The sequence below is a fragment of the Deinococcus sp. AJ005 genome (assembly GCF_009017495.1).
In the GTDB taxonomy this organism is placed as follows: domain Bacteria; phylum Deinococcota; class Deinococci; order Deinococcales; family Deinococcaceae; genus Deinococcus.
In genome coordinates, this window is record NZ_CP044990.1 from 911,619 (window position 1) to 937,393 (window position 25,775).

A 25,775-nucleotide genomic window follows, 5' to 3' on the forward strand; every position below is an offset into this window, starting at 1 on the left:
GTGTAATTTAAGGGTACAGCCCCCGCAAGGCCCGCGCTTCCAGCACCCGCGTGCAGGACACGATGTAGACGGCAGTCCGCAACGTCACATTGTGCTGCTCCTTCACGGCCCACAGGCTCAGGAACGCCTCAGACATGATGCGGTCCAGGCGTTTGTTGATCTCCTCCTCGGTCCAGAAGAACGAGCTGAAGTCCTGCACCCACTCGAAGTAACTGACCGTCACGCCCCCGGCGTTTGCCAGCACGTCGGGCACGATGGTTACGCCCTTCTCAGTCAGCAGATCGTCGGCGGCGGGGTTGGTGGGGCCGTTCGCGCCCTCCACGATCAGCCTGGCCTTGATCTTGTCGGCATTGGCCAGCGTGATCTGGTTTTCCAGCGCGGCAGGGATCAGCACGTCGCAGTCCACGCTCCAGAACTCGTCTTTCTGGATTTCCTCGCTGCCGGGTAGTTCGGTGATCTTGCCGGTGCGGCGCAAGTGCTCCAGCGCGGCGGCAGGGTCAATCCCGGCCTCGTTGTGGATGGTGCCGGTCACGTCCTGAATCGCCACGATCTTTGCGCCGTGATCGTGGAAGATGCGCGAGGCCGCTTCCCCCACGTTGCCAAAGCCCTGGATGGCGATTCGCGCACCTTCCAGCGGCAGCCCCAGCTTCTTCAGGGCCTCCGCACCGGTGATGAACACGCCGCGCCCGGTGGCGTCCGCACGGCCCAGCGAGCCGCCCAGCGCAATGGGCTTGCCGGTCACGACGCCCGTGGAAGTGCGGCCCACGTTCATCGAGTAGGTGTCCATGATCCATGCCATCGTCTGCGGGTTGGTGTTCACGTCGGGAGCGGGAATGTCTTTCTCCGGCCCGATGATCAGCCCGATCTCGGTGGCGTAACGGCGCGTCACACGCTCGATTTCCCCGGTGCTGTACTTGCGCGGATCAATTCTCACGCCGCCCTTACCGCCGCCGTAGGGCAGGTTGACGGCGGCGTTCTTGATGGTCATCCACGCCGACAGCGCCATCACTTCGCTTAAAGTCACGTCCTGGTGAAAGCGGATACCGCCCTTGGCCGGGCCGCGCGAGGTGTTGTGCTGCACGCGGTAGCCCTCGAAATGCGCCACGGTGCCGTCGTCCAGATGGACCGGCACGTCCACCACCAGAATACGTTTGGGCCGCTTCAGGGTTTCTACCCAGTACGCCAGCTTGCCCAGGTACGGCGTGACCCGCTCCACCTGTTCCAGATAGATCTCGTATGGCCCGATGTGGTTGGGATCGAGGTAGCTGGGAATGTCGTGCGCGCCGTATTTCTTCTGTTTGACGTGTTCGGGTTCCTGGGTGGCGGTCATGCGGAGGCTCCTTTTTTGGGGTGCGGGCTGTGGGCTGCGGGCTGTGAAAGAGGGAAATGGGAGGCGAGAGCCATGCTTATGGACACTCCGCTCATGGATACACCCCGCGCATCACTGTCGCGCCGTGTAGGCGGTTCAGGGCCACGGCGTAGGCAGCGGTCCGCAGATCGATGTCGCGGGTCCGCATGAACTCCATCACGGTGTCCACAGCGGCGTTCACGCGCTCGTCGATGGCTTCTTCGATCTCTTCTTCGGTCCAGAAGAAGTTGCTGGCGTCCTGCACCCACTCCAGGTAATTGACCACCGCGCCGCCCAGGCTGGCGACCAGATCGGGCAGCACGGTCACGCCGCGCTCCTTGAGAAAGCGCTCGGCTTCGGGCAGCACGGCGCGGTTGGTGGCTTCCACCAGATAGTTGGCGCGCACCGCGTGGGCATTGCTGGCGTTGATGGCCCCGTAGTCGTAGGCCAGCATCAGCACGTCCACGTCCAGCTCCAGCAGCTCTTCCACGGTGATGTCGGTGGCGAAGCCCTGCACGGTGCCGAACAGCTCGCGGTGCTGCGACAGGGCCTCCAGATCGAGGCCGCCACTCGCAAAGGTGGCGCCGCTCTGGTCACTGACGGCGATCACCATCGCGCCCTCGGCGGCCAGGGTCTGTGCGGCCTTGCGGCCCACGTCGCCAAAGCCGTAAACGGCGCACGGAGCGCGGTTCAGACTGCGCCCGGCCTCTTTCAGCACGCGGGCCGTGACCAGGGCAGCGCTGCGGCCCCGCGCGTCCTTGCTGGCGTAACTGCCGCCCAGCGGCAGGGGTTTGCCCACCACCATCCCATTGACCGTGGTGTCGGTGTTCTGGTTGTAGGTGTCCATGATCCAGGCCATCATCTGCGCGTCGCTGCCCACATCGGGGGCCAGGATGTCCTTGCGCGGCCCGATCAGCTCCACGATCTCGGAGGTGTAGCGGCGCACCAGTCCCTCGGTCTCGTGCGGGCTGAGGGTGGCCGGGTCCACGTCCACGCCGCCCTTCGCGCCGCCGAGGGGCAGATCGGCCACCGCCGCCTTGAGGGTCATGATCGCGGCCAGCACCTCGCATTCGTGGGCGTTCAGGCCCTCCTTGAGGCGCATGCCGCCCATGCTGGGACCGCGCGCAGTGCTGTGGACGGTACGGAAGCCCTTGAAGACCCGGACCGAACCGTCGTCCATCTGCACCGGTAGATTCATGCTCACGGTGCGCTTGGGATACTTGAAATAAGCCAGCGACTGAGCGGTGATGTCGCAGTGGGGCAGCGCCTGCTGAAGCTGTTCCATGAGGCCCTGCCAGTTGAGTCCTGATGCCCGCATGTGGGGTTCTCCTTTGTGGGGTGGGGTAAACGGTGCGATGAAGTGAACGGTGAACAGGGGTGGAACCGAAGCATAGACGCAGGTGCCAGACCGGATGTCTGGACCCTGCTTACACCGCCCGGATGGTCTGCTTTGGAGCATACACACATAGACAACGCCTAGACAACGCCCCGGTCATCACAGGACCGATTCGTGCGGTGGGTCTGGCCCAGGAAATGTTGTGCCCTCTGTTCTAACGCTGCCCATCCGCCTCGTCAAGCCGAAAACATGAGACCAGGACAAAGAAAAGGGCTGAAGCGGTTCCAGCTCCCACACCAGGGGAGACGGCGCAGAAGACCTGTCGATTGAAAGGTCAGTCTCGTTAGGTTGTCCGCTCAGGCAGGACGGTGGGGCGGATCAGCGCGCGCGCTCGATCTCGCGGCGGGTCAGATCTTCCAGTGCGTGCCGCGCTTCTGATGCCGGAAAGGCTTGCAGGGCGTCCACGGCCAGCGCGGCGCGGCGGCGGATTTCCTCGCGGGTGCGCGTGAATGCACCCGTCTCCAGCGCCAGCTCACGCACGCGGTCCACATCGCCGTCCCGCGCGGCGCGGCGTTCCAGAATGCGGCGCACCTCGGCCCCGTGTGGCCCGTCCAGCAGCAGCAGCGAAGGATAGGTGGCCTTGCCCTCGCGCAGGTCCCCGCCCACCGGTTTGCCAATCATCTCCTCGGTTCCGGCGAGGTCCAGCAAGTCGTCCTGCATCTGAAAGGCCAGACCGTACTCGCGCCCAAAGATGCACAGCGCCTCGTGGGCGCCTGCCGAAGCGCCCAGCAGCGTGGCCGGGGCGCTGGCGGCCAGCTCGGTCAGTGCCGCCGTCTTGCCGTGGATCACGGTCAGGTAATGCTGCAAATCGTATTCCTGATACGCCGCCACCTGAAATTGCAGCACCTCGCCCTCGCAGATCACGCCTGCCGTCTCGCCAAAGGCGCGGGTCAGGGCCGGGCCGCCGCTCATGCCCGAGAGCAGGGTCAGCAAGCGCGCCAGCATGAAATCGCCGCTCATCACGCTGACCACGTTGCCGAAGCGCCGGAAGGCCGACTGCTGCCCGCGTCGGGTGTCGGCGTCGTCGATCAGATCGTCGTGTAGCAGTGAGGCCGAGTGCAGCAGTTCCACGCACACCGCCAGGTCCAGCACGGCGTCCCAGCCGGGGCGGGTGGGCGAGGCCCCCAGCATCTGCGCCGAGAGCAGCGCCAGCAGAGGCCGGATGCGCTTGCCCCCCGCCGCCACCAGATCGTCACCGATCAGCTCGATAAATTCCACGCGCGAACGCAGCACCGCTTTCAGACGCGTCTCGAAAGTCGCATCGGGAACGCTCAGGGCCAGCACGCCGGTCATGGCCCACAGTATATGAGCGGATGGGGGGACAAAACGTACCGGAAGGCGCAGGGTGGACGGTCCAGACCTGCCCTGCTCGCGTTCTGTCTCTAAAGGATTGTTTCCCCCTGTCCCTCCCTTTTTCTCCCTGTACGTGGTAAAAATGCAGGTATGGAAAGCGTTGTTGCCCTCTTTCGTGAGCCGGATCAGGCCAAGGTTGTACTGGAAGCCCTGAAATCCCGTGGTTTTGAACGCGATCATCTGGGCTTTGCCCTGAGCGACGCCGTGGCTGAGGAAGAGCTGGCGCAGTCCACGGGGGTCAGCCCGGAGGAGGGCGCGCCTGCTGGATCGGCAGCCGTCATCCGGGGCGGATTGATGGGGGTGCTGGCGAGTCTGGCCCTGACGGTGCCCATCTGGCTGTTGATCCTGGTCTTCCCGGTAACCCGCATCTATCAGGAAGGCGGGCTGCTGGGCATCATGTACGGCGCGATTGGCGGCCTGACCCTGGGCGGCCTGTTCGGCGCGCTGTCGGGCAGTGACAGTGGCGACTACGTGACGCTGCTGCGCCGCATGGGCGTGCCCCCGGTGCAGGCCGAGCGCTTCAACGCGGGCATCAGCGACGGCCACGTCATCGTGATCGCCCGTGACCCCAGCACGGCCCGCGCCGACGAGGCCCTGAGCCTGATGCGTCAGCACGGGGCCATCAAGCTGGATGACGCGGCGGGCAAGGGCCGTCTCCAGAGCGAACGGATCGGCCAGGGCGGCAACTGAGCGCAGGGGTTGAGAAACAGAAGTTGAGAAGAGCGGCGGGGCGGTGGGGGAGACCCTAGCGCCCCGCCTCCTTTGCTGTGTTTTTTGGGTCCACTGTGTCTTTTGGACTCGCAGCACCACCCGCTGTCACCGCGTCCCCCGCTGGGACTGTGCCGCCTGCCAGCCGTGCCAGTTCCGCCGCGTCGCAGACCCGCACCGTGCGCCGTTCCAGCACGATCAGGCCCAGCCGGTAAAACTCGCCCAGCTTGCGACTAACGATTTCTGGCACGGTGCCCAGCAGCGCGGCCAACTCGGAATTGGTGGGCAGGGCGTGTGGCGTGGCCGCATGTTCCAGCAGGTAGGCGGCCAGCCGCTCGCCCAGTTCGCTGAAGACCAGACTGTCCAGCCGTCCCAGCAACTCGGCCTGCCGCCGCGCGAAGTAGGCGATCACCGCCTGTGCCAGTGTTGGCGTATTGAACACGGCCTGCCGCACCGCGTCCACCGGCAGGGCCAGCAGTTCGGTGGGACTCTGGAGGGCCTGCGCGTGGGCCGGGTAGACCGCCCGACTCTGGAAGGCGGCGATTCCTGCCACCAACTGTCGCGGCCCCTCCACATGCAACGTCAGTTCGCGCCGTCCGCCGCGCGCCAGCCGGTAAACCCGCACACTGCCACTGGCGACGACATACAGCGCCTCCACGGGCTGCCCAGCCTGAAACAGATGCTGTCCACGCGTCAGCCCCAGGAAGTGGCCCCGTTCGGCCAGCGGCAACAGATCGGCTTCCTGCGCGCCCTGAAAAATGGGGGCATGACGCAGGAGGGCCAGGGCGCGTTCAGGGGTCACAGGGGTCTATGCTGCCACGCTTCAGCCACCTAACAGCGTCACCAGCACCTGCCCCGGCTGAAGGGCCAGCAGACTGATGGATTCGTTGCCGTCATGGACCGCCACCTCGCCTGCCTTCAGGGTCTGCGTGGTCTGCGCCCGGACCTCGATCTCGCCCGACAGGACGGCCAGAATGGCCTGCGCACTGGGGTGGCGATGGGGCGGAATGCCCTGCCCGGTCTCCAGCGTGAACAGCAGTGACCGCCCGTGCGGGGTGACGGTCAGGACCTGTGGGGGTGCGGCGCGTTGAATATCTGTGGGTTCGGTGGTCATGATTTTTCTCCTTGTAAAGAGGCTCCAGCCAGTGCAAAGCGCTGCAATGACACCCGCATGCGCGACGCCATCACCAGTAGAGCCTGTGCTTCCGGCGGGTTGAGATGTTCGGCCAGCGCCGTTTCCCACAGCGCCAGCCAGCGGTCAAAGTGGGCTGCTTCTGCGCCAAGATTGCTGTGGGCCGGACCGGGCTGCCCCCGGTAAGCGCTGGGGCCGCCCGTGACCGCCCGCCAGAAGCCTTCCAGCCGGGCGATATGTACCGGCCACCCAGCCCCCGGAAACGGCCCGACGCGCTGCCTGAAGACTGGCCCCAGTAGTTCGTCCTTTACGACTTCGGCGTAAAAGCCCCACAGCAGCGCCCGCAGACGTTCCTCGCCAATGCGCGAGAACAGCGTGTCTCCATCGGCGGTCAGCAGCATTGGCCCAGATGAAGACGCGGTCACGCAGCCCCCACGGCGGCGACGCACAGCAGCACACTGGCTCCCAGCGTCACGTTCGTGATCCAGCCGGGCACGGTTGCGCCCGCCACCGAGGCCCGGCGGACATGCAGCGCCACCGTCCCGCCGATCAGCGCCAGCAGCAGTAACTCGGCCCACAACACTGGGACCGCACCACCCGTAAAGATCATGACCAGCGCCACCGCGCCCAGCACGGCGGTCAGCGGGCCGTTGACCCGCGCGTAATGCCGCCCCACCAGTCGGCGGTGGCTGCGGCGCACCTCCGCATCCGGGAATAGTTCGGTGAAGGCGGGGCTGACCACGAAGGTAGTGAACAGGTACATGCCCACCCACAGGCCCACCAGCAGGATGTTGAGGCCAGACAACCAGGAAAGCGGCGTCATGGCCTCAGACCCCGAAGAATTCGTAGTTACGGGCGATGAAGCTCTCCTCTCCGGCGGGCACGTCCTCCTCGGGGAAAATCGCGCTGACCGGGCAGGCGGGAACGCACGCGCCGCAGTCGATACACTCGTCGGGGTGGATCAGGTACATCTCTCCGGCGTCGTAGATGCACTCCACCGGGCAGACCTCGGTGCAAGCCTGATCCTTGGTGCCAATGCAGGGACTGGTGATGATATGGGTCATGCCTGGAGTGTGGCAGACGGCGCTGGGCAGGGCAATGACCTGGGTCAAGGGGCGTTCAAGATCGGCAGGGTCAGGGCGGGAACTTTTCCCATTCTGCTCTCGTATCATGGAACGTATGCAGACCTATCCTATGCCCCAATCGCAGGCCCGAACGGCAGAAATTGTCCGCACGTTCATGGCCCGCACGTATTCGTGGATGGCCGCCGGGCTGGCCCTGACTGCCGGAATCGCTTACCTAACCGCCCAGAACGAAGCCTTTGCCTACCAGATCATGCAGATTCGGATGCCGTTGCTGCTGGTTCAACTCGGTCTGGTGTTCGGTCTGAGCATCTTTGCCAACCGCCTGAGCAGCTCGGTAGCCGGAATGCTGTTCATCGCCTACGCAGCTCTGACCGGCCTGACCTTCAGTGCCCTGCTGTTCGTCTACAGCCCCACTGCCGTCATCAGCGCCTTTGCCACCACCGCCGGAACCTTCGGAGCCATGAGCGTGGTGGGTTACGTGATCAAAAAGGACCTCAGCGCGATGGGCCGCTTTTTCATGTTCGCCCTGATCGGCCTGATTATCGCCCTGATCGTCAATATCTTCGTCGCCAGCAGCGCCCTGAGCTTTGGTATCAGCGTCATCGGCGTGCTGCTGTTCGCGGGCCTGACGGCCTACGACACGCAGATGCTTCGCAACATGGCCCTCAGCGGCATTGAGGGCGAGCAAGCCGAACGCGCCGCCATCAACGGAGCACTGCGTCTGTATCTGGACTTCATCAATATGTTCCTGTTCATCCTGCGCCTGTTTAGCGGCAGCCGCAGCTAAACCTGAGTCGCATCAAAAGAACCGCCCCGGCACTGGCTGGGGCGGTTTTTTGATGTCTTGGGTCAGCCTTTCAGCGTTGCCGCCATCAGTTCGCGCATGGTCTCCTGGGGCCGTCCTAGCAACTCCTCCAGTGTCGGGTTGACGGGGCCAAATTCGCCCGCCCGGCTGGCAAGGTACATCCCCAGCATAAATTTTGCTGCGCCCGCCGGAATGCCCAGCTTGGCGGCCAACTCATCATCAGGGAAGGTTTCGTGCCGGATGGAACGGCTCAACACTGCCGAGGCGATGCCTGTGAGATCGGTGAAATCCAGCGCCTGTGAGCCGGTCAGCGGCGGCGTAGGACCGTCGTACTGGCCCTCGTTTGCCAGGATAGTGGCCGCCGCCCCGGCCAGATCGCCGTGCGTCGCCCACGCGATCTTGCCGTCATCGGGGGTTGCCATCACACCGCTTTCCAGCGCCAGGCCCATCATGGTGAGGGCGACGGAAGCGTAGAAGCCATTGCGAAGGGCGGTCCAGGCCAGACCAGATGCGGCCAGCATTTTCTCGGTGGCCGCATGATCCACGGCAGGCCCGAAGGCAGAGGTGGGGCTGGCGGCAATCTGACTGGTATAGACGATGCGCCGTGCGCCCACCGTGCGGGCCGCGTCAATGACCGCCGCGTGCTGCGCCAGCGGATCGCCGCCCTGTGCCCGCGCGTTGGAGGACACCAGCAGAATCTGAGTCGCGCCCTCAAAAGCGTATGGCAGGCTGGCGGGGTCACTGAAATCCCCCTGGCGCACACGCACGCCCAGCGCCTCCAGATCGGAGGCTTTCTGCGGATCGCGGACGCTGGCACCTATCCCAGCGGCAGGAATGCGGGTGACGAGTTGCGTGGCGATGGCGCGGCCCAGTTGGCCGGTGGCTCCGGTAATGATGATCATGCTTTGCTCCTTCACAAATCGCCCCACGCGGCCCAGGCCCGCAGGGTGAATGTTAACGCTGGAAACGCTAACAGAAAACCAGCGGTAGCGCAATCGGTGATAACGCCAATATGTTATCGTCGCCTCAATGCCGTCCTTAACCACCGCCACAATGGAGAGTCCCCGGAGCAGGATCATGGAAGCGGCGGCTCAGCTTCTGGCCCAGGGTGGGCGTGAAGCGGTGTCCAGCCGGGCAGTTAGCGCTGCCGCTGGGGTGCAGGCCCCCACCATTTACCGGCAGTTCGGGGATATGCAGGGGCTGCTGGACGCGGTGGCCCGCGAGACCCTGGCCCGGTATGTTGCAGAAGAGGCCACCTTTGACCCCACCGACGATCCTGCCCAGGACCTGCGGCGCGGTTGGGATATCCATGTCGCCTTCGGGCTTGCCAATCCGGCGGTCTATGGCCTGATGTACGGGAACCGAGCTGCCCTGCCTGCGACACAGGCGGCGCACGACGGTCTGGAAATCCTGCAAGGGCTGATCAACCGCGTGGCCCAGGCGGGGCGGCTGCGGGTCAGTGTGCCGCGCGCCACACAGCTCATTGCCGCAGCGGGGCAAGGCGTGACGCTGGAACTGATCGCCACGCCGCCCCAGGCGCGCGATCCCCAGCTTGCCACCGCCATGCGCGAGGCCGTGATGTCCGCCGTCCTTACGGCTCAGGCCCCTGTGGACAGTTCTGGAGAGCAGCCCGGCCCTCAGCGGGTGGCTGCCCGCGCTGTTGCCTTACAGGCGGTTCTGGCCGAAGCTCCAGATATCCTTTCTGTGGCTGAGCGGCAGCTTCTGGAGGAGTGGTTGGAAAGACTGGCAAAGGTGGAAGTGTCGTCCTGAGTTACCAAGCTCTGAAAGTCCGCAGGAGAGCGCAGCCAAAAGGTCTCGCTCTGCTCCCCGGTTTCGCTCGGCACGACAACTCTGCTGACAGATGCTCCGAAATCATTCGCCAAGACGCTTTTATTTACTTCCCGCCGCCATACATCCGAAGCAATCCTGGCAGGTCCTGCTGCAACTCGCCGCCGATCACTTCCGAATTGGTATACACGCGCACGAACTGGCCCTGAGAGTTCACCACGCTGACCTGATCGCCGTGGATGCGGGCGGCCTCGGTGGCTGTGGCCCCAGCGGCCTCGGCGTTGCCCGCGCCCTTTGCATCAGGAGTCGCCGTGTGGGCACTGTGGTCCATGACCATCGTCGGCTGCGGCTTGACGTTCGCCACAAACATGTCTCTGGCCGCCTCGTCGATGGTATCGGCCTGACCCGTCAACCCGGTAAAGGCGGGATCGAAACGGTCTAGGTAAGCACGAACCACCTTCGGGGTGTCAAAACCAGGGTCCACGGTGATGAACTGAATCTGGAGCTTTTTCTGCTGCTCTGGCTTCAGCGTTTCATAGCTGTTCTTGAGGCTCGCCAGCGTGGCCGGGCAGACATCCGGGCAGCGCACGAAGCCGTAGAAGACCAGCCGCATTCGCCCGTCGCCTTTGGCCAGCGTCGTTGCTGTGTCCTGGTCATCCACCAGTCTCAGGGCGGGCAACGTCACCGGATTGTCCAGCGCCTCACCGCCCGTCACGCTGGGGCTGGCCTGCCGCGCAAAGAGCAGTCCACCCAGAATCGCCGCAACCACCAGCAGAACGCCCGTCAACCATTTCATGCGTTCAGGCTAGGCGGTTTGCGGTGGGCGGGTGTCCCCATGACCAAAAGAGAGGCGGGAAAGCATCTCTGCCGTTCCCGCCTCTCTCTTTCCTGCTGCTCTCCAGCCCGTCTACCAGGCGTAGAAGATCGCCACGATCAGCAGCCACACCACGTCTACCAGGTGCCAGTACATGCTGGCGGGCGTGATGGAACCGTGGTTGTACTTGTCCATCTTGCCAGTCATGGCCTGGTAGTAGGGCAGGGCCACGCCGATGCCGCCGATGATGATGTGCAGACCGTGTAGGCCCACGATGATGAAGAAGCACGCCTGCCACAGGTTCTGCTTCCAGTCACTTTCCGCACCGAACAGCGAGAATTCGTAGATCTGGAACAGCATGAATGCCGCGCCCATGATCAGGGTGATGAAGAGGCCCAGGCGGAAGCGCGTGAGCTTGCCGTGGTGGTTGTCCTGCTCGGCGCGGTGCAGCACGAACGAGGAAGACACCAGGATCAGGGTGTTCAGTGCGGCCAGCCAGACGTTGGGGCGCAGGGCGGGCGGCTCGGCGTGGCCGCTGATACGCAGGTACACGTATCCGGCGATCAGCACGCCGAACAGGCCGATTTCGGAGATGATGAACCACGCCATGCCCATGAAGCCGTTGTCGTACTTGGTCAGGTGGTGGTGGGCAACAGGCACGGCGTACTCGCGCGTTCCGGCCCACTTGAACAGGCCGTACAGGAACACCGGGAAGCTGACATACAGCACCAGACTGGCAAACACGTGTCCAGCAGAGGCTTCAAAGAAGGGTTGCAGGCCACCGGTGGGCGTGTAGTTGGTAAACCAGCCGAAGCTCAGGCCGTAGCCCATCAGGAGGATACCTACAGCAGTAATGAAGGGCCAGATGCTGTCCTGGGGCAGGTGGATGGTCTTGGGGTCCACGGGCGTCAGGGTGTCGCCGTTCTTCTCCCAGTCGTACAGCGGGCGCTCGGTGGGAAAGGTGGTGGGGAACTCATGGGCGAAGTTGTACGCGGCGGGCGGGCTGGAGGAGGTCCATTCCAGCGTGTAGCCGCCCCAGGGGTTGTTCGATGCGGTGATGGGCTTTTTGAAGGTGATGTAGATGTTCCAGAACCACACTGCGCCGCCGACCAGCAGCGTCAGTGCGCCCAGCGTGGAGATGAAGTTCAGCTCGGTCCAGGCGAAGTTGCCTGCGGGGTAGGTGTAGTAGCGGCGGGGCATGCCCAGCAGACCCAGGATGTACTGGGGCAAAAAGGTCATCCACGAGCCGATCATGAACAGCCAGAAGTGCCACATACCCAGCTTCTCGTCCATGAAGCGCCCAGTCATCTTGGGCCACCAGTAGTACAGGCCCGCCATCGCCAGGAACGCCGTGCCGAACATCATCACGTTGTGGAAGTGCGCCACCACGAAGTACGACATGGTGACCTGATAATCAAAGGGAATCATCCCCAGCGCCACGCCGGTGATGCCGCCGATCAGGAAGTTGAAGATGAAGCCGATCAGCCAGTAGGTAGGGGTCTTCATGATGATGCGCCCGCCGTACAGCGTGCCGATCAGGTTGAAGATCTTGACCCCGGTGGGAATGGCGACGATCAGCGTGGCGATCATGAAGGCGATCTGCCACGATTCGGGCAGGCCCACGGCGAACATGTGGTGCGCCCACACCAGCAGCGAGACCAGCACGATGCCCAGCAGCGAGTAGACCATCACGCGGTAGCCGAACAGCGGCTTGCGCGCCATCGTCGAGGCGACTTCCGCGCCGATGCCCAGGTAAGGCAGCAGCATCACGTAGACGGCGGGGTGAGAGTAGAACCAGAAGAACTGCTGGAACATCACCGGAACGCCGCCGATGCCGGGGTTGAACATGCTCAGGCCCAGCTTGAGTTCCAGGAACGTGACCAGTGCCGCCGCCGTCAGACCGCCCAGCGAGATGAGCTGGAGGATTGAGGTGGAGAAGATGGCCCACACGAAGATGGGCATCTTCCACAGGCTCATGCCGGGGGCACGCATGTTGACAATCGTGGCCGCGAAGTTGGCACTGCCCAGCAATGAGGCGATGCCGTTGAGGGTCAGGGCCACCATCAGCACGGCCACGCCGGTCTGGTTGGCGTCCACGCTCAGCGGGTAATAGAAGGTCCAGCCGACGCCGGGTGCGCCGCCGTTGGCGAGGCCCGTGATGACCAGAATCAGGGAGAAGATGAACAGCCACACCGCGAAGGTGTTAACGCGTGGCAGCGCCACGTCCCGCACGCCCAGTTGCAGCGGCAGGAACCAGTTCCCGAAGCCGAACAGGCCAATCGGGATCAGGAAGAAGAAGATCATCAGCGCGGCGTGCAGGGTCAGCACTTGGTTGTAGGTGTTGCCCACCAGGAAGGTGTTGTCCGGCACCGCCAGTTGAATGCGGATGGCGACGGCCAGAAAGCCCGCGATGGCGAAACCGATCAGGCTGGTGAGGATGTACAGCGTGCCGATCTTTTTGTGATCGGTGGTCATCATGTAGTCCTTGAGGACTTCCCAGGCGCTGGGCCGGGCAGAGGGCGCGTGACTGGGAACCTGTTGTGGGGCCTGAATGGTCACTGGTTGCCTCCCGGTGTGGGACTAGAGGTCTTGGCAGTCTGGGCAGGGGCATTCTGAGCCGCGTCCGATGAACCGTAGACGGGCGTATCGTTCCAGTAGTTGGCCTCTTCAGGCAGCTTCAGGCTGCGCAGGTAAGCGGCCACGTCGTCGATCTCGGCGTCGGTCAGCACGCCGCCCTTGACCTTCTTGCCAGCGGCCAGGTACTCGCTGCCGTCGTAGGTGGGCATCAGGCTGCCGGGCTTGACCAGGGGGCTGTGCTTGATCCAGGCGTGCAACTCGGCCTTGGCGTCGGGGGCTTCCCAGTGTTCCGGGGTCATGGCTTCCCACATGCCCGCGCCCAGGGTGCGGCGGGTCCCGAAGAAGCTCAGGTCCGGGCCAGCCGCACCGGCAGCGGTGGTGCCCTGTACACGGTGACAGGCGGCGCAGGCCAGCGCGCCAGTGGCAGGCTTGCCTTTTATAAAGATCTCGTAGCCGCGTGCTTCGGGGCTATCTGCGACGGGTTCGGGGGCTTTGTAAGCCTTGGCAGCGGCCAGGAAGGTGTTGTACCGCTCCTGATCTAGTGCCACCACCTTGTAGCGCATGTTGGCGTGGCTGCCGCCGCACAGTTGCGAGCAGTTGCCCTGATACACGCCCGCACGGTCGGTGTCCACATTCCATGTCTTGAGGGTGGCGGGCATGGCCGCGCGCTGGCCGCCTACGTTGGGTGCCCAGAAGCCGTGGATCACGTCACCGCTGGTGATGGTCAGCGCCACGTCCTGCTTGGTGGGCATGATCAGCTCGTTGCCGTTGGCCACCGTGCCGCCCGCGTCTGCCTTGGTCTCGGGATACGAGAAGTTCCACCAGAACTGACGGCCCAGCACGTCGATCTTGGTGGACGTCTCGGCAACGGGGTTGAGGATCGCCATGCTGCGCACGGTCAGGATCGCCAGGAACATCACGATGATCACCGGCACCACCACCAGAATAATTTCCAGGCGGTTGTTGCCATGGAACTGCGCCGGCTCTGCGGTGTGCTTGTCCTCACGGAACTTGTTCACGGTAAAGAACAGTGCGTAGGACACGCCCACGAAAATAATGATCGACAGCGCGATGGCAAAGATGCTCATGAAGGCGACTTCGCGGTTGTAACCCGACGCCATGTCCCCGAAGGTGATGAGCTGCTGCGAGCCACAGCCGCTGAGGAGCGTGACGCCCAGCCCTGCCGCCAGGGCAGGCCCGAGCGTGCGCCGCAGCTTGTGATGTGAGAGCCGCCCATGTGGCGGGGGCGTCCCCTGAGACTGGCCGCTGTGACGGTGTATGGTATTCAACTTCCGCTCCTTATCCTGTGCCCTGAATCCTGTGTTCCGGCCCTGATGCTCCGGGTCCTGCCGCTGTGAGTCTTGTGGCCCATGTTCCCCTGTCCTTCAAATCCTCGGGTGTGAATCCCTGGCAGTTTAACGCCTCACGCGGCAGATTGGGCCATTTCTGCCACGCTCCCGTCTCCCCGAAAGAGGCGGGACTTACCGAACGGTCAAGCGTTGGTCCCATCTAAGCAGAAATGGGGGCGGGCAAGTGTCCTTTGCCGCGCCGCTGGGCGAGTTGCCGCGCCCGCTGTGTCCCGTACTCTTCCTTCCCGCAATCCGGGCCTCAACCCAGATGCGCGAAGACGATCCGGTCCACCGCGCCCATCACGAACAGAATGGCCAGATACAGCATCGAGTACAGGTACAGCGGCACGGCCACCCGGCGCTCGATCTTGTTGCCCGCGAACACATGCTTGTACAGCCGCCAGGAGAGAATGAGCAGCCACACGCCCAGCGCCGCTGCACTGAGGAAATAGATCACACCTACCTCGTGCAGCAGCACCGGCATCAGCGACAGCACCACCGTATAGATGGCGTACAGGCCGATCTGCGCCACAGTCAGTTTGTCGCCGTGGACCACGGGCAGCATGGGAATGCCCACCTCGCGGTACTCGTCTTTGATCATCAGCGCCAGCGCCCAGAAATGCACCGGGGTCCAGAAAAAGATGATGGCGAAGAGGAACCACGCGAACAGGTTCAGATCGCCTGTGACGGCGGCCCAGCCCACCAGGGGCGGAAAACATCCGGCGGCCCCACCAATGACGATGTTGTGCCAGGTGGTGCGCTTGAGTAGCATGGTGTAGATGACCACGTAGGTCACGAAGCCCGCCAGACTCATCCACGCGGCCAGCGGTGAACCCCAGACCCACAGCATGACGAACGACAGCACCTGCAAGGTGGTTCCGAAGATGGCCGCGTCGCGGGTGCTGATCAGGCCGCTGGTGGTGGGCCGTTTGGCCGTGCGGGCCATCTTGATGTCGATGTCGCGGTCAAGAATCATGTTGAACACGCCCGCCGACCCGGCAGACATGAACCCGGCCACGCCCACCACGATCAGCAGCCACAGCCCCGGCCAGCCCCGCGCCGCCATGAACATGGCCGTGACTGTGGTCCACAGCAGCAAGGAGATCACCTTGGGCTTGGTCAGCGACAGGTAATCGCGCCAGGTGGCCCGCGCTACGCTCCCCCGCAGTCCGGTGGTGGTCATGCGGCCACCCCTGACGGGGCCGGGCGTGAGGCCCGCAGCGCGGTCAGGGCGCGGTAACTCAGCATCACGGCGGCCAGCCACAGGGCGCAGGCCAGCAGCAGATGCACCAGTTGCATCCAGGCGGGGGCTTTCAGCGCCACGTTGGCGAATCCGGCCACCATCTGGAGGCCCAGCACGCTCCACAGCAGCACGCTCCAGCGGTCCACCTCTGGCGAGGGCCGCTCACGGCGCAGGAACAGGCCCAGCCACACCAGGAAGGCTGCGGTCAGGACCGCCAGCATGGGGTGGACGATCCGTAGGTTCTCGATCACGCCCGCGCTGGCCGCGAAGTCACGCCGCACGGTGTCGAGTGGCGTGCCGTCGGCGGGCAGGAACAGAAGATCCCCCAGCGCTGTGACCGCTCCGGCCATGCCCAGCACCAGCACCAGCCCCAGACCCGTGAAGCTCCACAGCCCGGCCAATCCCTGTCCACGCAAACGCAGGCGCGGCCCGCCGGAAGCCCACAGCGCCGTCAGCAGTAGCGCTCCCAGCAATAGGAAAGTGTTGGCAAGGTGGACGCCCTGCACGAAGCCGCGCGCCGGATCGGTACTCTGCGCGGTCAGGCCCAGGAGCACCTGTGCGCCGCCCACCAACCCTTCCAGAATGATCAGGCCCAGGCTCAGTACGGCCCCAAAGCGGGCCGGGTGGCCGGGACGCGTGACCGCGTAGGCCAGCGCCACCAGCGCAATCGCCAGCAGGCCGCTGGCCCCGCTGGTCAGGCGGTGGCTGAATTCGATCACCGTATGCAGCGTGGGGCTTTGCGGCACCACCACGCCGTTGCACAGCGGCCAGTGGTCCCCGCACCCGGCCCCGGCCCCGGTCAGGCGCACCACCGCGCCCCACAGGATCACCAGTACGTTGTAGGCCAGCGCCCCCCAGGCCAGCCGGGGCAACCACACCCCCGGCAGCGTGCGCGGGGCAGTCAGCGTTCTGCTCAAGTCCTCACCTTTCCCTTGTCGTCCGGGCGCTTTGCCGCACACAGCAGCCAGAAACCGGACGGCGAATAACAGAGCGCATTCTACCCGCGCGGCGGGGCGGCGGATTGTCCCCCGGTGGGGAATGGGCGCTAGAAAATTTGGACGTGTCCCGCGTGGAGAACTTTCCGGCCCAACCTTTCTGCTCCAGAAGTCCAGTCTCAGTTCCTAGTCCTCCTGTTCCTCCGGGCCATATCGCCCCCCGCCCCGGCCCTACACTCCCTGACGATATGGCACCAATCATCAACGAGTGGGCGGTCATCATGATCGTTCTGAGCGGGATCGCCCTGTGTACGGGCGTGTACTTCATTCGCACGGGCCGGCGCGTGCTGCACATGCGCGCCATGCTCACGGCCAGCGCGCTGGCCACCGTGTTTCTGGTGCTGTACCTGACCCGTCTGGGCCTGGGCTACGAGAAGGTCTTCACCGGGCCACCTGCATGGAAACCCGCGTATTTCGCGCTGCTGATCAGCCACATCATCCTGGCGGCAGCCAATGTGCCATTGGCACTGGTGGCGCTGTGGAATGCCTGGAACGGCCTGAAGCGTGCCGGGAATCTGGACAACATCGAGGCGCCCGCCGCCCTGCCGTTCTTTAACCGCCACCGCGCCTGGGTGCGCTGGACCGTGCCAGTGTGGCTGTACGTGGCCGTGACTGGCTGGATCATCTATCTGGTGCTGGGAAGATGGGGCGAGGTAGTCACAAGCTAACCTCCTGTCCGTAAAAAAGCGCCGCGCCATTCCGTGTAGATCGGAGATGGCGCGGCGCTTTCTATTACTTCTACTTCTATGTGTTGGCTCAGGCTTTAGGTGGAAAGGCCAGATGGCCCTCGAAGTGCCAGCCGCTGAACTTGTAGGGCTTTTTCTCGATCAGGGTGCCGCGCATGATGCCGTGCTGGGTGTTGACCTGCACATCGCAGCGGCCCTCGCCCTGACACTTCTTCTGTAACGCCTCGATATCACTTTCCAGCGTCCCGGCGGGCAGCGTCTTGCCCTCGGCGTAGATCGCCAGTTTCTTGTTCGGCTGCACCATATATTTCCCTTCGAGAATCAGCATCCCTCAAGAATACTGGATAGCGGCGAAAAAGAATGTTCCTGGGCTGAGATGGACAGGCTTGCCTGAAGGTTCTCTGAACTGGCTTCCACGGTCTAGCCCACTTGGCCCTCGTTTCTGAGGGGACAACCCGTTGTCAGATGTATTGCAACACCCGTTGCACTTTTTTAGGTGAACTGAAATCAGAGTCGGCAGAAGCACTGCACCGGATCAGTTGCGCCAAAAAGTTAAAGAAAGACCGTAGCCATGTCACTTCAGGAGTCACGCCTACACGGTTCTACACTGCGCGGGTGCGCCTCCCGCCCAATTTGCAGACCACGCCCAGTCAGGACGTGCTGCGCCTGCCCGAGTTCCGCGCCATGCTGCTGGCTGCCGTGACCAGCACGCTGGCCAGCCGCGCCGTGGCCCTGACGGTGGCCTATCAGCTTTACCAGATCACCAAAAATCCGCTGACGCTGGGCATTCTGGGGCTGGTGGAGGCGATTCCAGCCCTGAGTCTGGCGCTGTTCGGCGGTGTGGTGGCGGACCGCAACGACCGCCGCCGCATCCTGCTGATGACCATCAGCGTGGAAGTGATCTGTGCATTGCTGTTTGCACTGTATGCGCCACACGCCACCGTGGGAGGCATCATCCCGATTCTGGCGCTGATCTTTACGCTGGGCATTGCGCGCGGCTTTTCCGATCCGGCGCTGCCCGCCTTTCAGGCGCAGGTGGTGCCGCGCGAGCTGCTGCTGCGGGCCTCGGCGTGGCGTTCCAGCGCGGGGCAGGCGGCGGCCATTACAGGTCCGGCGCTGGGCGGGGTGTTGTATGCGTCGGTGGGAGCGGGGGCGGCCTACGGCGTGGCCTGTGCCCTGCTGCTGGTGTCGCTGGCCTGCGTGGCTTACGTGAAGCCCAAACCGACGCCGCGCTTCATCCCCGGCGAGCCGATCTGGCAGAGCATCAAGGAGGGGCTGGCCTTTGTGGTGCAGCGGCAGGTACTGGTGGGCAGCATGGCGCTGGACCTCTTCAGCGTGCTGTTCGGCGGCGCGGTGGCCCTGCTGCCGATCTTCGCCTCCGACATCCTGAAGGTGGGGCCGGTGGGATTAAGTGTGCTGGTGGCCGCCCCGAGTGTGGGGGCGCTGGGCGTGATGCTGTACGCCACGCGCCGCCCCCCTGGCAAGGGCGCGGGCCGCACGCTACTGGTGGCCGTGACGGGTTTCGGCGTGAGCATCATGGTTTTCGGGTTGTCGCAGAACTTCTATCTCAGCGTGGCCGCGCTGGTCGCCACCGGCCTGTTCGACGGCATCAGCATGGTGATCCGCAGCGCCACGTTGCAACTCAAAGCGCCGGATCACATGCGCGGGCGCGTGAATTCGGTCAGCGGCATGTTCATCGGCGCAAGCAACGAGCTGGGGGCCTTTGAGAGCGGCGTGGCGGCCAGTCTGCTGGGCACGGCCCGCAGCGTATGGCTGGGTGGCATCGTCACCCTGATCGTGGTGGGCGTCACGGCGTATCTGGCCCCCGAACTGCGCGCCATGAATCTGGAAGACATTGAGGATGACCTGCCCGCACATCCCACGGAGACCAGTTCCGCCGTCCTCAAACCTGTCTCGGATGCTGCGCCGCACGTTTAGGCAAAGTCAGCCTGCTTTTCCGCCCTCTGGCATCGGAATGACCGCCAGCGTGCAGCGCGAAATGCAGACCATCTTGCCGCGCTCGTCGGTAATCTCGATGTTCCAGACTTCCGTGGTGCGGCCCTGAAAGATGGGTGTTCCGGTGGCCGTGACTGTCCCGGACACAGCACTCCGCAGGTGATTGGCATTGATCTCCAGGCCCACGGCCATCATCCCGCGTTCCCGCACACTCAGGTACGCGCCCGTACTGGCCACGCTCTCGGCCAGCACCACGCTCGCGCCGCCGTGCAGGATTCCGAAGGGCTGATGCACGCGCGGTTCCACAGGCATCTGCGCCACCACTTTCGAGCCGCTGGCCTCTGTAAACGTGATGCCCAGATGTTCCACCAGCCCACGCTGGCCGCCGAGCTGTTCGAGGATGAAATCGGAGGGGGTCTGTTGAGACATGGTCTGTGGATCGGTCATGGTTGTTTCTCCTGAGCCTGTTCGGCATGAGAGCTGCGGGTGGGCCGCATCACCAGACAGGTGGTGGTGGCGGTGGCGTAGACCTTGCCCGCATCGTCGATGATCTGCGCGCTGGCGGTGGCGACCTGCCGCGACACGCTGATCACCTCGGCCACCGCGCGGACCTCGCCCATCCCCAGCCGCAGTGGACGCAGGTATTTCACCGCCAGATCCAGGGTGGTGTAGCCCACCCCGGCGGGCAGCATGGTGTGAATGGCGCAGCCCAGCGCCGAATCCAGCAGTGTGGCGTACACGCCGCCATGAACGCTGCCAATCGGGTTGTAATGGAATTCCTCGGGGCGCATTCGGAAGGTCACCCGGCCCTCCTGCACGTCTTCTTCATTCCTAATGCTGAAGCCCAGCGTCTGCCCGATGGGCGGCGGCGGGTACTCGCCCCGCACCATGCCGCGCAGGTACTCCAGCCCGCTCAGGCCGGGAACGGCCCCTGCGCCGATCAGCGGGTCCTGCCAGGAGTAGGTGCGGGCGCGCGGCGGCGGGTTGGGGTCTGTGGCCCGGGTTTCAGTCTGGAGCGCGTCGGTTGCTGTGGTGCTAAACATGCCGGGCATCATAGCCAGCCGCAGGCAGGACCGTTCCATGTCCCAGGGCATGCTGGCCCCACTTTTCTGCATGAAGGACAAAGTGCATAGGCGGTGACCGCCCCAGCCCTTATACTGCCTAGGTTATGCGGACGGTGATGGTAGGAACGCGCGGCAGCACGCTGGCGCTGGCACAGACCCACTGGGTGGTGGCCCGGCTCAAAGAGGAGTGGCCTGAAACGGATTTCCGTATTCAGACCATCACAACCAAGGGAGACCGCAACCGCGCCAGCCTGATCTCGATGGCGCAGCAGGGCGACAAGGGCTTCTGGATCAAGGAGATCGAGGACGCCCTGCTCGCCAAGCGGATCGACATTGCGGTGCATTCTCTCAAGGACCTGCCCACCAGCCAGCCCGAGGAACTGGAAGTGGCCTCCATTCCCAAGCGGGTGGACGCCCGTGATGTGCTGATTGGCAAGGAGGGCATGAAACGCCTGGCCGATCTGCCCCCCGGCGCACGCGTCGGCACCAGCAGCGTGCGGCGCAAGGCATTCCTGCAAGCCTTCCGCCCAGACCTTCAGATCGTGGGCCTGCGCGGCAACATCGATACCCGGCTGGCCGCGCTGGCCGGGGACGAATACGACGCCATCATCCTGGCCGCCGCCGGACTGATCCGCACCGAGATGCGTCACCGCATTGACGAATTCATTGAGCAGGATGTCATGCTGCCCGCCCCCGGTCAGGGCGCACTGGCCCTGGAAACCCGCGCCGACGACGACCTGACGGTGGAAGTCGCCTATGCCATCCATGACCACACCACCGATGACCGGATCACCGCTGAGCGCGAGTTCCTGGCCGGGCTGGGTGCGGGCTGCATGGCCCCGGTGGGCGCGCACGCCACGGTCAAGGGCGGCATCCTGACCCTGGAAGGCTGGGTGGCCGCGCTGGACGGTTCGCAGGTTCTGCGGGCCACCACCAGCGGCGATGTGGCCGAATGCGCCGAGCTGGGTGCAGAACTGGCCGCAGACACGCTGGGGCAGGGCGCGCAGGCGCTGGTAGACGCGGCGCACGCGCAGATTGCGTAGAGATTGGCTGCTGGTGGATCGAGGTTTTATTCGGCAGCCACGCCTCCCATCCCCCTACCCCAGAGGGGCAGGGGGAGCCAGCGTTGCACTGGGCAGAAGGATTGGGTGTTCTGGGTGAAGATGGGCGACGGTATCCTGGTCTGATGTCCTGCTTCGTCACGCTGCGTGTGGCCCGTGCGCTGCGCGCCCGACGGCCTTCGGTTGCTGTTTCGGTTTGGCGTTTCAGCGTTGCTCTGGCGGTTTGAATGTGTTGAAGATGACCTGGGTGGTCCCGGACCAGAAGCCTTAAAGAACCGTTCAACTCTCGGAGACTCAAAATGAGCTTCCACGCGCTCAAATGCGGACATGACCCCTTCCCCAATTCTCGATCTCGCGGGCCTGACGCTGGAAGTCAACCATCTGGCGCGCGGCGTGCGCTTCTACTCGCAAGTTTTGGGGCTGGAATTGACCCGCCACGATGAGGCGGCGGGCGTAGCTGAATTCGCAGTCAACCTGTACCAGACGCTGACGCTGTGGCAACCGGTCACGCGGCAGGCCAATGATGCACGGCTGGCCCCGCTGAAACCGCGCGGAGCCTCCCACATCCACTACGCCTGGCAGATCGAGCTGGAGGGTCTGGAGCCAAGCAAGGGGCTGCTGGACGCGCACGGTTTGGCCTGGGAGGAGATCAATCTGGGCACCGAGGACCGCCCGGACTGGACGCTGTACTTCTTCGATCCCTTCGGGCACGGCCTGGAATTGCGCGCCGTGGACCGGGCTGATGCGCGCCAGCCGCACTTTCCGCCCGTACCCGTTCAGCGCCCCGCCCACGCTCTGCCCGTTATGGGATTGCGCGAGGTGGCGCTGGCCTTCAGCGACTACGCCGCCATGAAGGAGCGCCTGCCCCGCGCTTACGGATTTGCCTTTGCCAAGGAGCAGGAGGACCGCGACTTCGCCCAGTTCACGCTGGGGCCGCAGCCGGAGCCAGACGGCAACGGCACGCCCCGGCGCTGGCTGTACGCCTGGGACCCGCAGGTGGGTCTGGCCGACATGCTAGGGGGCGATCACGCCCTTGTGCGCTTCTACGCCAATGTGGACGTGGTGGCGGAACTGGTCAGGGCTGCCGGGCTGCCCTGTGTTCAGGATGAAAAGGGGCTGGCCGTGCGTGATCCGGAAGGGCACGTCTTTGAGTTCGTCGCTCCCTGAAGACGCCAGCCCTGAAAGCAAAAGAAGAAGGCGGCCCATGCACGCGGGGCCGCCCTCTCTCGTTGGATTGAACTAGCGCGTCTGCGGCTGCCCGCCAGTGGGGGAATCCACTTTTACCTCTGCCGGAAACGGGGAGTCTGGCTGCTTGCGGAGGCGAATCAGCATGACGATGCACACGATGATCAGCGGAATGCTGATGACCTGCGTGTCGGTGAACAGACCGATGCCCGCCTTGTCCAGACCCTGGCTGAGGTAGCTGTTGAAGGTCAGCGGGTTCAGGCGGAAGGTTTCTTCCCATCCGGCGCGCAGGATGCTGTACCACAGCCAGAACTGCCAGAAGGTCCAGCCCGGCTTGTGCGAGCGCAGCCAGTAATAGGAGGCGACGGCCAGGATGATGCCGATGATCACGCCGTAGAGCTGCGTGAAATGCACTGGGGCGGTCATCACCATCTGGCCGCCGATGTCCTGACAGTACTTGGACAGGTCCATGTTGGGGTTGGGATTGGGCTGGCACATGCCGTTGTGAAAGGCCCGCGCGCTGTCGGGCCAGCGGTAGCCGACAGCCCAGTTCGTCACACGGCCCACTGTGTCGGTGCCGTTCATGATGTTGCCCAGCCGCCCTCCGATAATGCCGAAGGCCACCCCCGGCACGCACAGGTCTGCGTACTGGTAGAAATTGAGCTTGTAGCGCCGGGTGTAGTAGATCAGCACCAGAATGCCGCCGATCAGGCCGCCGTGGATCGAGATGCCGCCCGCCCGCAGGTTGATGATGTCCAGAATCACGCGCGGGAAGGGGATGTCTGCAAACTGGCCCCAGGAGGTCAGCACGAAGACCAGCCGCGCGCCGACCAGCCCCCAGATGATCATCCACAGGATCATGTCGCTGAAGAGGTTGACGTTCAGCCCGCGTTGCCGTGCCATGCGTGTGCCTAGCCACGCGCCTATTACGATGCCCAGCGTGATCAGCACGCCGTACCAGGCAATCGTGAAGGTACCGATTTGAAGGAATACTGGATTCATAAGTCGGCGCTAGTTTAAGCCTTTTACCGGGTGAGAAATGCCCATGCGCGCCAGCGTGCCCCCAGCAGGGCAGGCAAGTCCTCGGCTGTGGGGTATGAAAAAGCCCTCTCCGGGTGGAGAGGGTGCATTGAGTGGTCTTTGTGGGCGCAATTGTGTCTTCAGCTACAGCCCCAGCGCAGGCGACTCGTCCTCTTCGGGGGGTGGCAGGCGGAAGGCGCGCGAGAGCAGAACGCTCAGCTCGTACAGTACGTACAGCGGCACGGCCACCAGCATCATGTTGGTGGGGTCCGGTGTGGGCGTAATCACGGCGGCAGCGATCATAATCCCCACCAGCGCAAAGCGCCAGCCTTTGCGCAGCATTCCGTGGTTCACGATGCCGATGCGCGTCAGGATAATCGCCAGGATGGGCATCTCGAAGGCCAGCCCGAAAGCGACCAGAAAGGTGGTCACGGTGCCGATGTACGTGCCCAGCCCCAGAATGGGTGTGACGGCTCCGGCCAGAAAGCCCACCAGAAACGGCACCATCGTGGGCAGCACCAGCTTGTACCCGAAGGCCGCGCCGCCCAGAAACGACAGGCCCGCCCCGACGATAAACGGTACGGCCCAGCGCCGCTCGCTGGGATACAGCCCCGGCGAGATAAAGCCCCAGACCTGTCCCAGAATGAAGGGCAGCGCCAGCCCCAGCCCGGCCCAGAGGGACAGGTTCAGACTCAGCAGCAGCGGCTCGGTCAGGGTGTAGGTGACGACCTGCACCTTGCCGTCCACATACAGTTGCGAGTATTGGAGCGGCCCCTTGACCCAGTCGATCAGTTGCACGCGGTAAATGAACGCTATGGACGCGCCGATGACCAGAAAGATGACGCTGAAGACCAGACGCTTACGCAGTTCATCCAGGTGATCGAACAGCGGGGCGCTTTTTAAATCTGTGCTGGGAACGGTTTTGGGGGACATGACGTGACCTGCCCTTAGCGGCGGTTGCCCGCGCTCTCGCGTTCACGTTCGGTGGGCATCGGCGCCCCGGTCACGGGATCGATCTGGCGCGAGGACACGTCGGTGATAGGCGTGACGACGGTGGTCTCGGCGTCGGTCTTGCCAGTCTCGCGCTTGAATTCCTTGATGCCCTGGCCCAGGCCCTTGCCCAGTTGCGGCAATTTGCTGGCCCCGAAGACCAGCGCGATCACGACGACAATCAGAATGATTTCAAGGGGACCCATAAGTGTTGCTCCTTTGCGCGCCGGGCCGTGGCCGGGCGTGCCTGTGCGGTTGAAGGGGATGAAATGCCGGGGATGGAGTGGTGCATGAAACTGAACTGCTGTGAACACTGGGGCGGACGGTGAAGCGGTCTCGCTCTGTCCTGTAGATATGCGGCTGCGGGCCGGGCGGATTGCCTATTAAACCTTAATGGCGGGGCGGCGAGTGACGGTTAACGTGCAATCCGTCCTCCCGATGTTTGTCTTTAAATGCTCCAGCCGCCGTCTACTAGCAGTTCCTGCCCGGTGATGTAGGCGGCCTCGTTGGTGGCCAGAAAGGCAACCGCCGCCCCCACCTCGTTTGGCTGCCCGAAGCGGCGGGCGGGAATGCGGGCGGTCAGTTTCTCGGCGTCGGTAGGACTGCTATTCAGAGCCTTCAGACGGTCCGTGGCGGTGTACCCCGGCGCAACCGTGTTGCAGGTCACGTCATCACTCGCCACCTCCAGCGCCAGCGTCCGCAGGTAGTTGGTCACGGCAGCGCGCATGGCGTTGCTGACTGGCAGAGTGGGCGAGGGCCGCCCCACCGTCAGGCTGGTCACGGCGATGATGCGCCCCCACTTCCGCTCGCGCATTCCGGCCAGCACCGCGTTTGCCAGCCGCACAGTGCTGAGAAAGGTGGTGTCGTACCCGGCCTGCCACGCGGCCTCACTGACCTCGCTGGGCTTGCCGGGAGGCGGGCCACCCGCATTGCTGACCAGAATATCGATGTCGCCCGCCTCCTGCACCGCCGCCGAAATGCCCTCCGGGGTACTGACATCGGCCACTACCCAGCGCGCCCCGATGGCGTTTGCTGCGGTCCTGAGCGTGTCCTCGTGCCGCGCAGCAAGTGTCACCCGCGCCCCTAGCCGGATCAGGTTATGCGCCGCCGCCAGACCGATGCCCTTGCTGCCACCTGTGACCAGGGCGCGTTTTCCATCCAGCCGAAACAACGTCATGCGGGCAGGCTACACCCGGCGCGGTGTGGGGAAGGGGAGGTGC

General features: G+C 64.2%; 28 protein-coding genes. 7 read left to right on the forward strand and 21 right to left on the reverse strand.

Going from position 1 to position 25,775, the window contains the following annotated elements; all coding sequences use genetic code 11:
* Nucleotides 1–7 precede the first annotated feature (7 nt).
* The 3 genes from DAAJ005_RS06250 to DAAJ005_RS06260 all read right to left on the reverse strand — a co-directional run bounded on the left by DAAJ005_RS06250 (nucleotide 8) and on the right by DAAJ005_RS06260 (nucleotide 4,037).
* A complete protein-coding gene (locus tag DAAJ005_RS06250; protein WP_151846357.1) occupies nucleotides 8–1,330 on the reverse strand; it encodes a Glu/Leu/Phe/Val dehydrogenase in 1,323 nt (440 codons plus the stop codon).
* 91 nt (nucleotides 1,331–1,421) lie between these two features.
* A complete protein-coding gene (locus tag DAAJ005_RS06255; protein WP_151846358.1) occupies nucleotides 1,422–2,666 on the reverse strand; it encodes a Glu/Leu/Phe/Val dehydrogenase in 1,245 nt (414 codons plus the stop codon).
* Nucleotides 2,667–3,062: 396 nt separating this feature from the next.
* The gene (locus DAAJ005_RS06260) at nucleotides 3,063–4,037 is read right to left on the reverse strand and encodes a polyprenyl synthetase family protein (RefSeq protein WP_151846359.1); all 975 of its coding nucleotides are present in this window, start codon (nucleotides 4,035–4,037) and stop codon (nucleotides 3,063–3,065) included.
* A 150-nt stretch (nucleotides 4,038–4,187) separates the two neighbouring features.
* Here DAAJ005_RS06260 and DAAJ005_RS06265 point away from each other — a divergent pair, with 150 nt between their 5' ends.
* Nucleotides 4,188–4,787, forward strand: a complete 600-nt coding sequence (locus DAAJ005_RS06265; RefSeq protein WP_151846360.1) for a hypothetical protein — start codon at nucleotides 4,188–4,190, stop codon at nucleotides 4,785–4,787.
* Nucleotides 4,788–4,842: 55 nt separating this feature from the next.
* On the opposite strand, the gene DAAJ005_RS06270 is transcribed toward DAAJ005_RS06265, so the two are convergent.
* The 5 genes from DAAJ005_RS06270 to DAAJ005_RS06290 are packed head-to-tail and all read right to left on the reverse strand — an operon-like array spanning nucleotide 4,843 to nucleotide 7,001.
* Nucleotides 4,843–5,607, reverse strand: a complete 765-nt coding sequence (locus DAAJ005_RS06270; protein WP_151846361.1) for a Crp/Fnr family transcriptional regulator — start codon at nucleotides 5,605–5,607, stop codon at nucleotides 4,843–4,845.
* Nucleotides 5,608–5,628: 21 nt separating this feature from the next.
* On the reverse strand, nucleotides 5,629–5,919 hold the full coding sequence (locus DAAJ005_RS06275) for a cupin domain-containing protein (RefSeq protein WP_151846362.1): 291 nt from the start codon (nucleotides 5,917–5,919) through the stop codon (nucleotides 5,629–5,631).
* Nucleotides 5,916–6,362, reverse strand: a complete 447-nt coding sequence (locus DAAJ005_RS06280) for a group III truncated hemoglobin (protein ID WP_226342601.1) — start codon at nucleotides 6,360–6,362, stop codon at nucleotides 5,916–5,918. Before DAAJ005_RS06280 ends, DAAJ005_RS06275 begins: the two co-directional genes overlap by 4 nt.
* Nucleotides 6,359–6,760, reverse strand: a complete 402-nt coding sequence (locus DAAJ005_RS06285; protein WP_151846363.1) for a hypothetical protein — start codon at nucleotides 6,758–6,760, stop codon at nucleotides 6,359–6,361. The genes DAAJ005_RS06280 and DAAJ005_RS06285 overlap by 4 nt, the downstream gene beginning before the upstream one ends.
* Nucleotides 6,761–6,764: 4 nt before the next feature.
* A complete protein-coding gene (locus DAAJ005_RS06290; protein ID WP_075835483.1) occupies nucleotides 6,765–7,001 on the reverse strand; it encodes a ferredoxin family protein in 237 nt (78 codons plus the stop codon).
* A 115-nt stretch (nucleotides 7,002–7,116) separates the two neighbouring features.
* Here DAAJ005_RS06290 and DAAJ005_RS06295 point away from each other — a divergent pair, with 115 nt between their 5' ends.
* A complete protein-coding gene (locus tag DAAJ005_RS06295) occupies nucleotides 7,117–7,809 on the forward strand; it encodes a Bax inhibitor-1/YccA family protein (protein WP_151846364.1) in 693 nt (230 codons plus the stop codon).
* A 62-nt stretch (nucleotides 7,810–7,871) separates the two neighbouring features.
* Here DAAJ005_RS06295 and DAAJ005_RS06300 read toward each other — a convergent pair whose 3' ends face one another.
* Nucleotides 7,872–8,729 (reverse strand): SDR family oxidoreductase, encoded by an 858-nt coding sequence (locus DAAJ005_RS06300; RefSeq protein ID WP_151846365.1) that lies wholly within the window; start codon nucleotides 8,727–8,729, stop codon nucleotides 7,872–7,874.
* A 175-nt stretch (nucleotides 8,730–8,904) separates the two neighbouring features.
* On the opposite strand from DAAJ005_RS06300, the gene DAAJ005_RS06305 reads away from it, so the two are divergent.
* Nucleotides 8,905–9,597, forward strand: a complete 693-nt coding sequence (locus DAAJ005_RS06305) for a TetR/AcrR family transcriptional regulator (protein WP_226342602.1) — start codon at nucleotides 8,905–8,907, stop codon at nucleotides 9,595–9,597.
* A gap of 124 nt (nucleotides 9,598–9,721) precedes the next feature.
* Here DAAJ005_RS06305 and DAAJ005_RS06310 read toward each other — a convergent pair whose 3' ends face one another.
* From DAAJ005_RS06310 to DAAJ005_RS06330, 5 genes are all read right to left on the reverse strand, one after another.
* The gene (locus DAAJ005_RS06310; RefSeq protein WP_151846366.1) at nucleotides 9,722–10,411 is read right to left on the reverse strand and encodes an SCO family protein; all 690 of its coding nucleotides are present in this window, start codon (nucleotides 10,409–10,411) and stop codon (nucleotides 9,722–9,724) included.
* Between the two features lie 111 nt (nucleotides 10,412–10,522).
* Nucleotides 10,523–12,988 carry a cbb3-type cytochrome c oxidase subunit I gene (locus tag DAAJ005_RS06315; protein ID WP_151846367.1) on the reverse strand — a complete coding sequence of 822 codons (2,466 nt, stop codon included), beginning with the start codon at nucleotides 12,986–12,988 and terminating at the stop codon, nucleotides 10,523–10,525.
* Nucleotides 12,985–14,295: a cytochrome c oxidase subunit II gene (gene coxB, locus DAAJ005_RS06320; protein ID WP_370519779.1), complete on the reverse strand. Its 1,311-nt coding sequence runs from the start codon at nucleotides 14,293–14,295 to the stop codon at nucleotides 12,985–12,987. The genes DAAJ005_RS06315 and coxB overlap by 4 nt, the downstream gene beginning before the upstream one ends.
* A gap of 319 nt (nucleotides 14,296–14,614) precedes the next feature.
* Entirely contained in the window at nucleotides 14,615–15,538 is a 924-nt protein-coding gene (locus DAAJ005_RS06325) for a heme o synthase (RefSeq protein WP_151846368.1), read from the reverse strand.
* A complete protein-coding gene (locus DAAJ005_RS06330) occupies nucleotides 15,535–16,515 on the reverse strand; it encodes a COX15/CtaA family protein (protein WP_192930886.1) in 981 nt (326 codons plus the stop codon). Before DAAJ005_RS06330 ends, DAAJ005_RS06325 begins: the two co-directional genes overlap by 4 nt.
* 266 nt (nucleotides 16,516–16,781) lie before the next feature.
* Between DAAJ005_RS06330 and DAAJ005_RS06335 the strand changes: the two genes are divergently transcribed.
* Nucleotides 16,782–17,261 (forward strand): DUF420 domain-containing protein, encoded by a 480-nt coding sequence (locus DAAJ005_RS06335; RefSeq protein WP_151846370.1) that lies wholly within the window; start codon nucleotides 16,782–16,784, stop codon nucleotides 17,259–17,261.
* 88 nt (nucleotides 17,262–17,349) lie between these two features.
* On the opposite strand, the gene DAAJ005_RS06340 is transcribed toward DAAJ005_RS06335, so the two are convergent.
* The gene (locus DAAJ005_RS06340; protein ID WP_151846371.1) at nucleotides 17,350–17,607 is read right to left on the reverse strand and encodes a hypothetical protein; all 258 of its coding nucleotides are present in this window, start codon (nucleotides 17,605–17,607) and stop codon (nucleotides 17,350–17,352) included.
* A 287-nt stretch (nucleotides 17,608–17,894) separates the two neighbouring features.
* Here DAAJ005_RS06340 and DAAJ005_RS06345 point away from each other — a divergent pair, with 287 nt between their 5' ends.
* The gene (locus tag DAAJ005_RS06345) at nucleotides 17,895–19,217 is read left to right on the forward strand and encodes an MFS transporter (protein WP_226342603.1); all 1,323 of its coding nucleotides are present in this window, start codon (nucleotides 17,895–17,897) and stop codon (nucleotides 19,215–19,217) included.
* A gap of 6 nt (nucleotides 19,218–19,223) precedes the next feature.
* On the opposite strand, the gene DAAJ005_RS06350 is transcribed toward DAAJ005_RS06345, so the two are convergent.
* Together DAAJ005_RS06350 and DAAJ005_RS06355 are read right to left on the reverse strand one after the other, a co-directional pair.
* Nucleotides 19,224–19,682: a hotdog fold thioesterase gene (locus DAAJ005_RS06350; RefSeq protein WP_226342604.1), complete on the reverse strand. Its 459-nt coding sequence runs from the start codon at nucleotides 19,680–19,682 to the stop codon at nucleotides 19,224–19,226.
* Nucleotides 19,679–20,278: a PaaI family thioesterase gene (locus tag DAAJ005_RS06355; protein WP_151846372.1), complete on the reverse strand. Its 600-nt coding sequence runs from the start codon at nucleotides 20,276–20,278 to the stop codon at nucleotides 19,679–19,681. Before DAAJ005_RS06355 ends, DAAJ005_RS06350 begins: the two co-directional genes overlap by 4 nt.
* Nucleotides 20,279–20,403: 125 nt before the next feature.
* Here DAAJ005_RS06355 and hemC point away from each other — a divergent pair, with 125 nt between their 5' ends.
* Nucleotides 20,404–21,342: a hydroxymethylbilane synthase gene (gene hemC / locus DAAJ005_RS06360; RefSeq protein ID WP_151846373.1), complete on the forward strand. Its 939-nt coding sequence runs from the start codon at nucleotides 20,404–20,406 to the stop codon at nucleotides 21,340–21,342.
* A gap of 345 nt (nucleotides 21,343–21,687) precedes the next feature.
* A complete protein-coding gene (locus tag DAAJ005_RS06365) occupies nucleotides 21,688–22,527 on the forward strand; it encodes a VOC family protein (RefSeq protein WP_151846374.1) in 840 nt (279 codons plus the stop codon).
* A gap of 72 nt (nucleotides 22,528–22,599) precedes the next feature.
* Here the strand turns inward: DAAJ005_RS06365 and lgt are convergent, their stop codons facing one another.
* From lgt to DAAJ005_RS06385, 4 genes are all read right to left on the reverse strand, one after another.
* Nucleotides 22,600–23,547, reverse strand: a complete 948-nt coding sequence (lgt, locus tag DAAJ005_RS06370; RefSeq protein WP_151846375.1) for a prolipoprotein diacylglyceryl transferase — start codon at nucleotides 23,545–23,547, stop codon at nucleotides 22,600–22,602.
* A 162-nt stretch (nucleotides 23,548–23,709) separates the two neighbouring features.
* Nucleotides 23,710–24,498, reverse strand: a complete 789-nt coding sequence (gene tatC, locus DAAJ005_RS06375; protein WP_151846376.1) for a twin-arginine translocase subunit TatC — start codon at nucleotides 24,496–24,498, stop codon at nucleotides 23,710–23,712.
* Nucleotides 24,499–24,512: 14 nt separating this feature from the next.
* A complete protein-coding gene (locus DAAJ005_RS06380; RefSeq protein ID WP_151846377.1) occupies nucleotides 24,513–24,761 on the reverse strand; it encodes a twin-arginine translocase TatA/TatE family subunit in 249 nt (82 codons plus the stop codon).
* A 242-nt stretch (nucleotides 24,762–25,003) separates the two neighbouring features.
* Nucleotides 25,004–25,732 carry an SDR family oxidoreductase gene (locus DAAJ005_RS06385; RefSeq protein ID WP_151846378.1) on the reverse strand — a complete coding sequence of 243 codons (729 nt, stop codon included), beginning with the start codon at nucleotides 25,730–25,732 and terminating at the stop codon, nucleotides 25,004–25,006.
* Nucleotides 25,733–25,775: the final 43 nt, after the last annotated feature.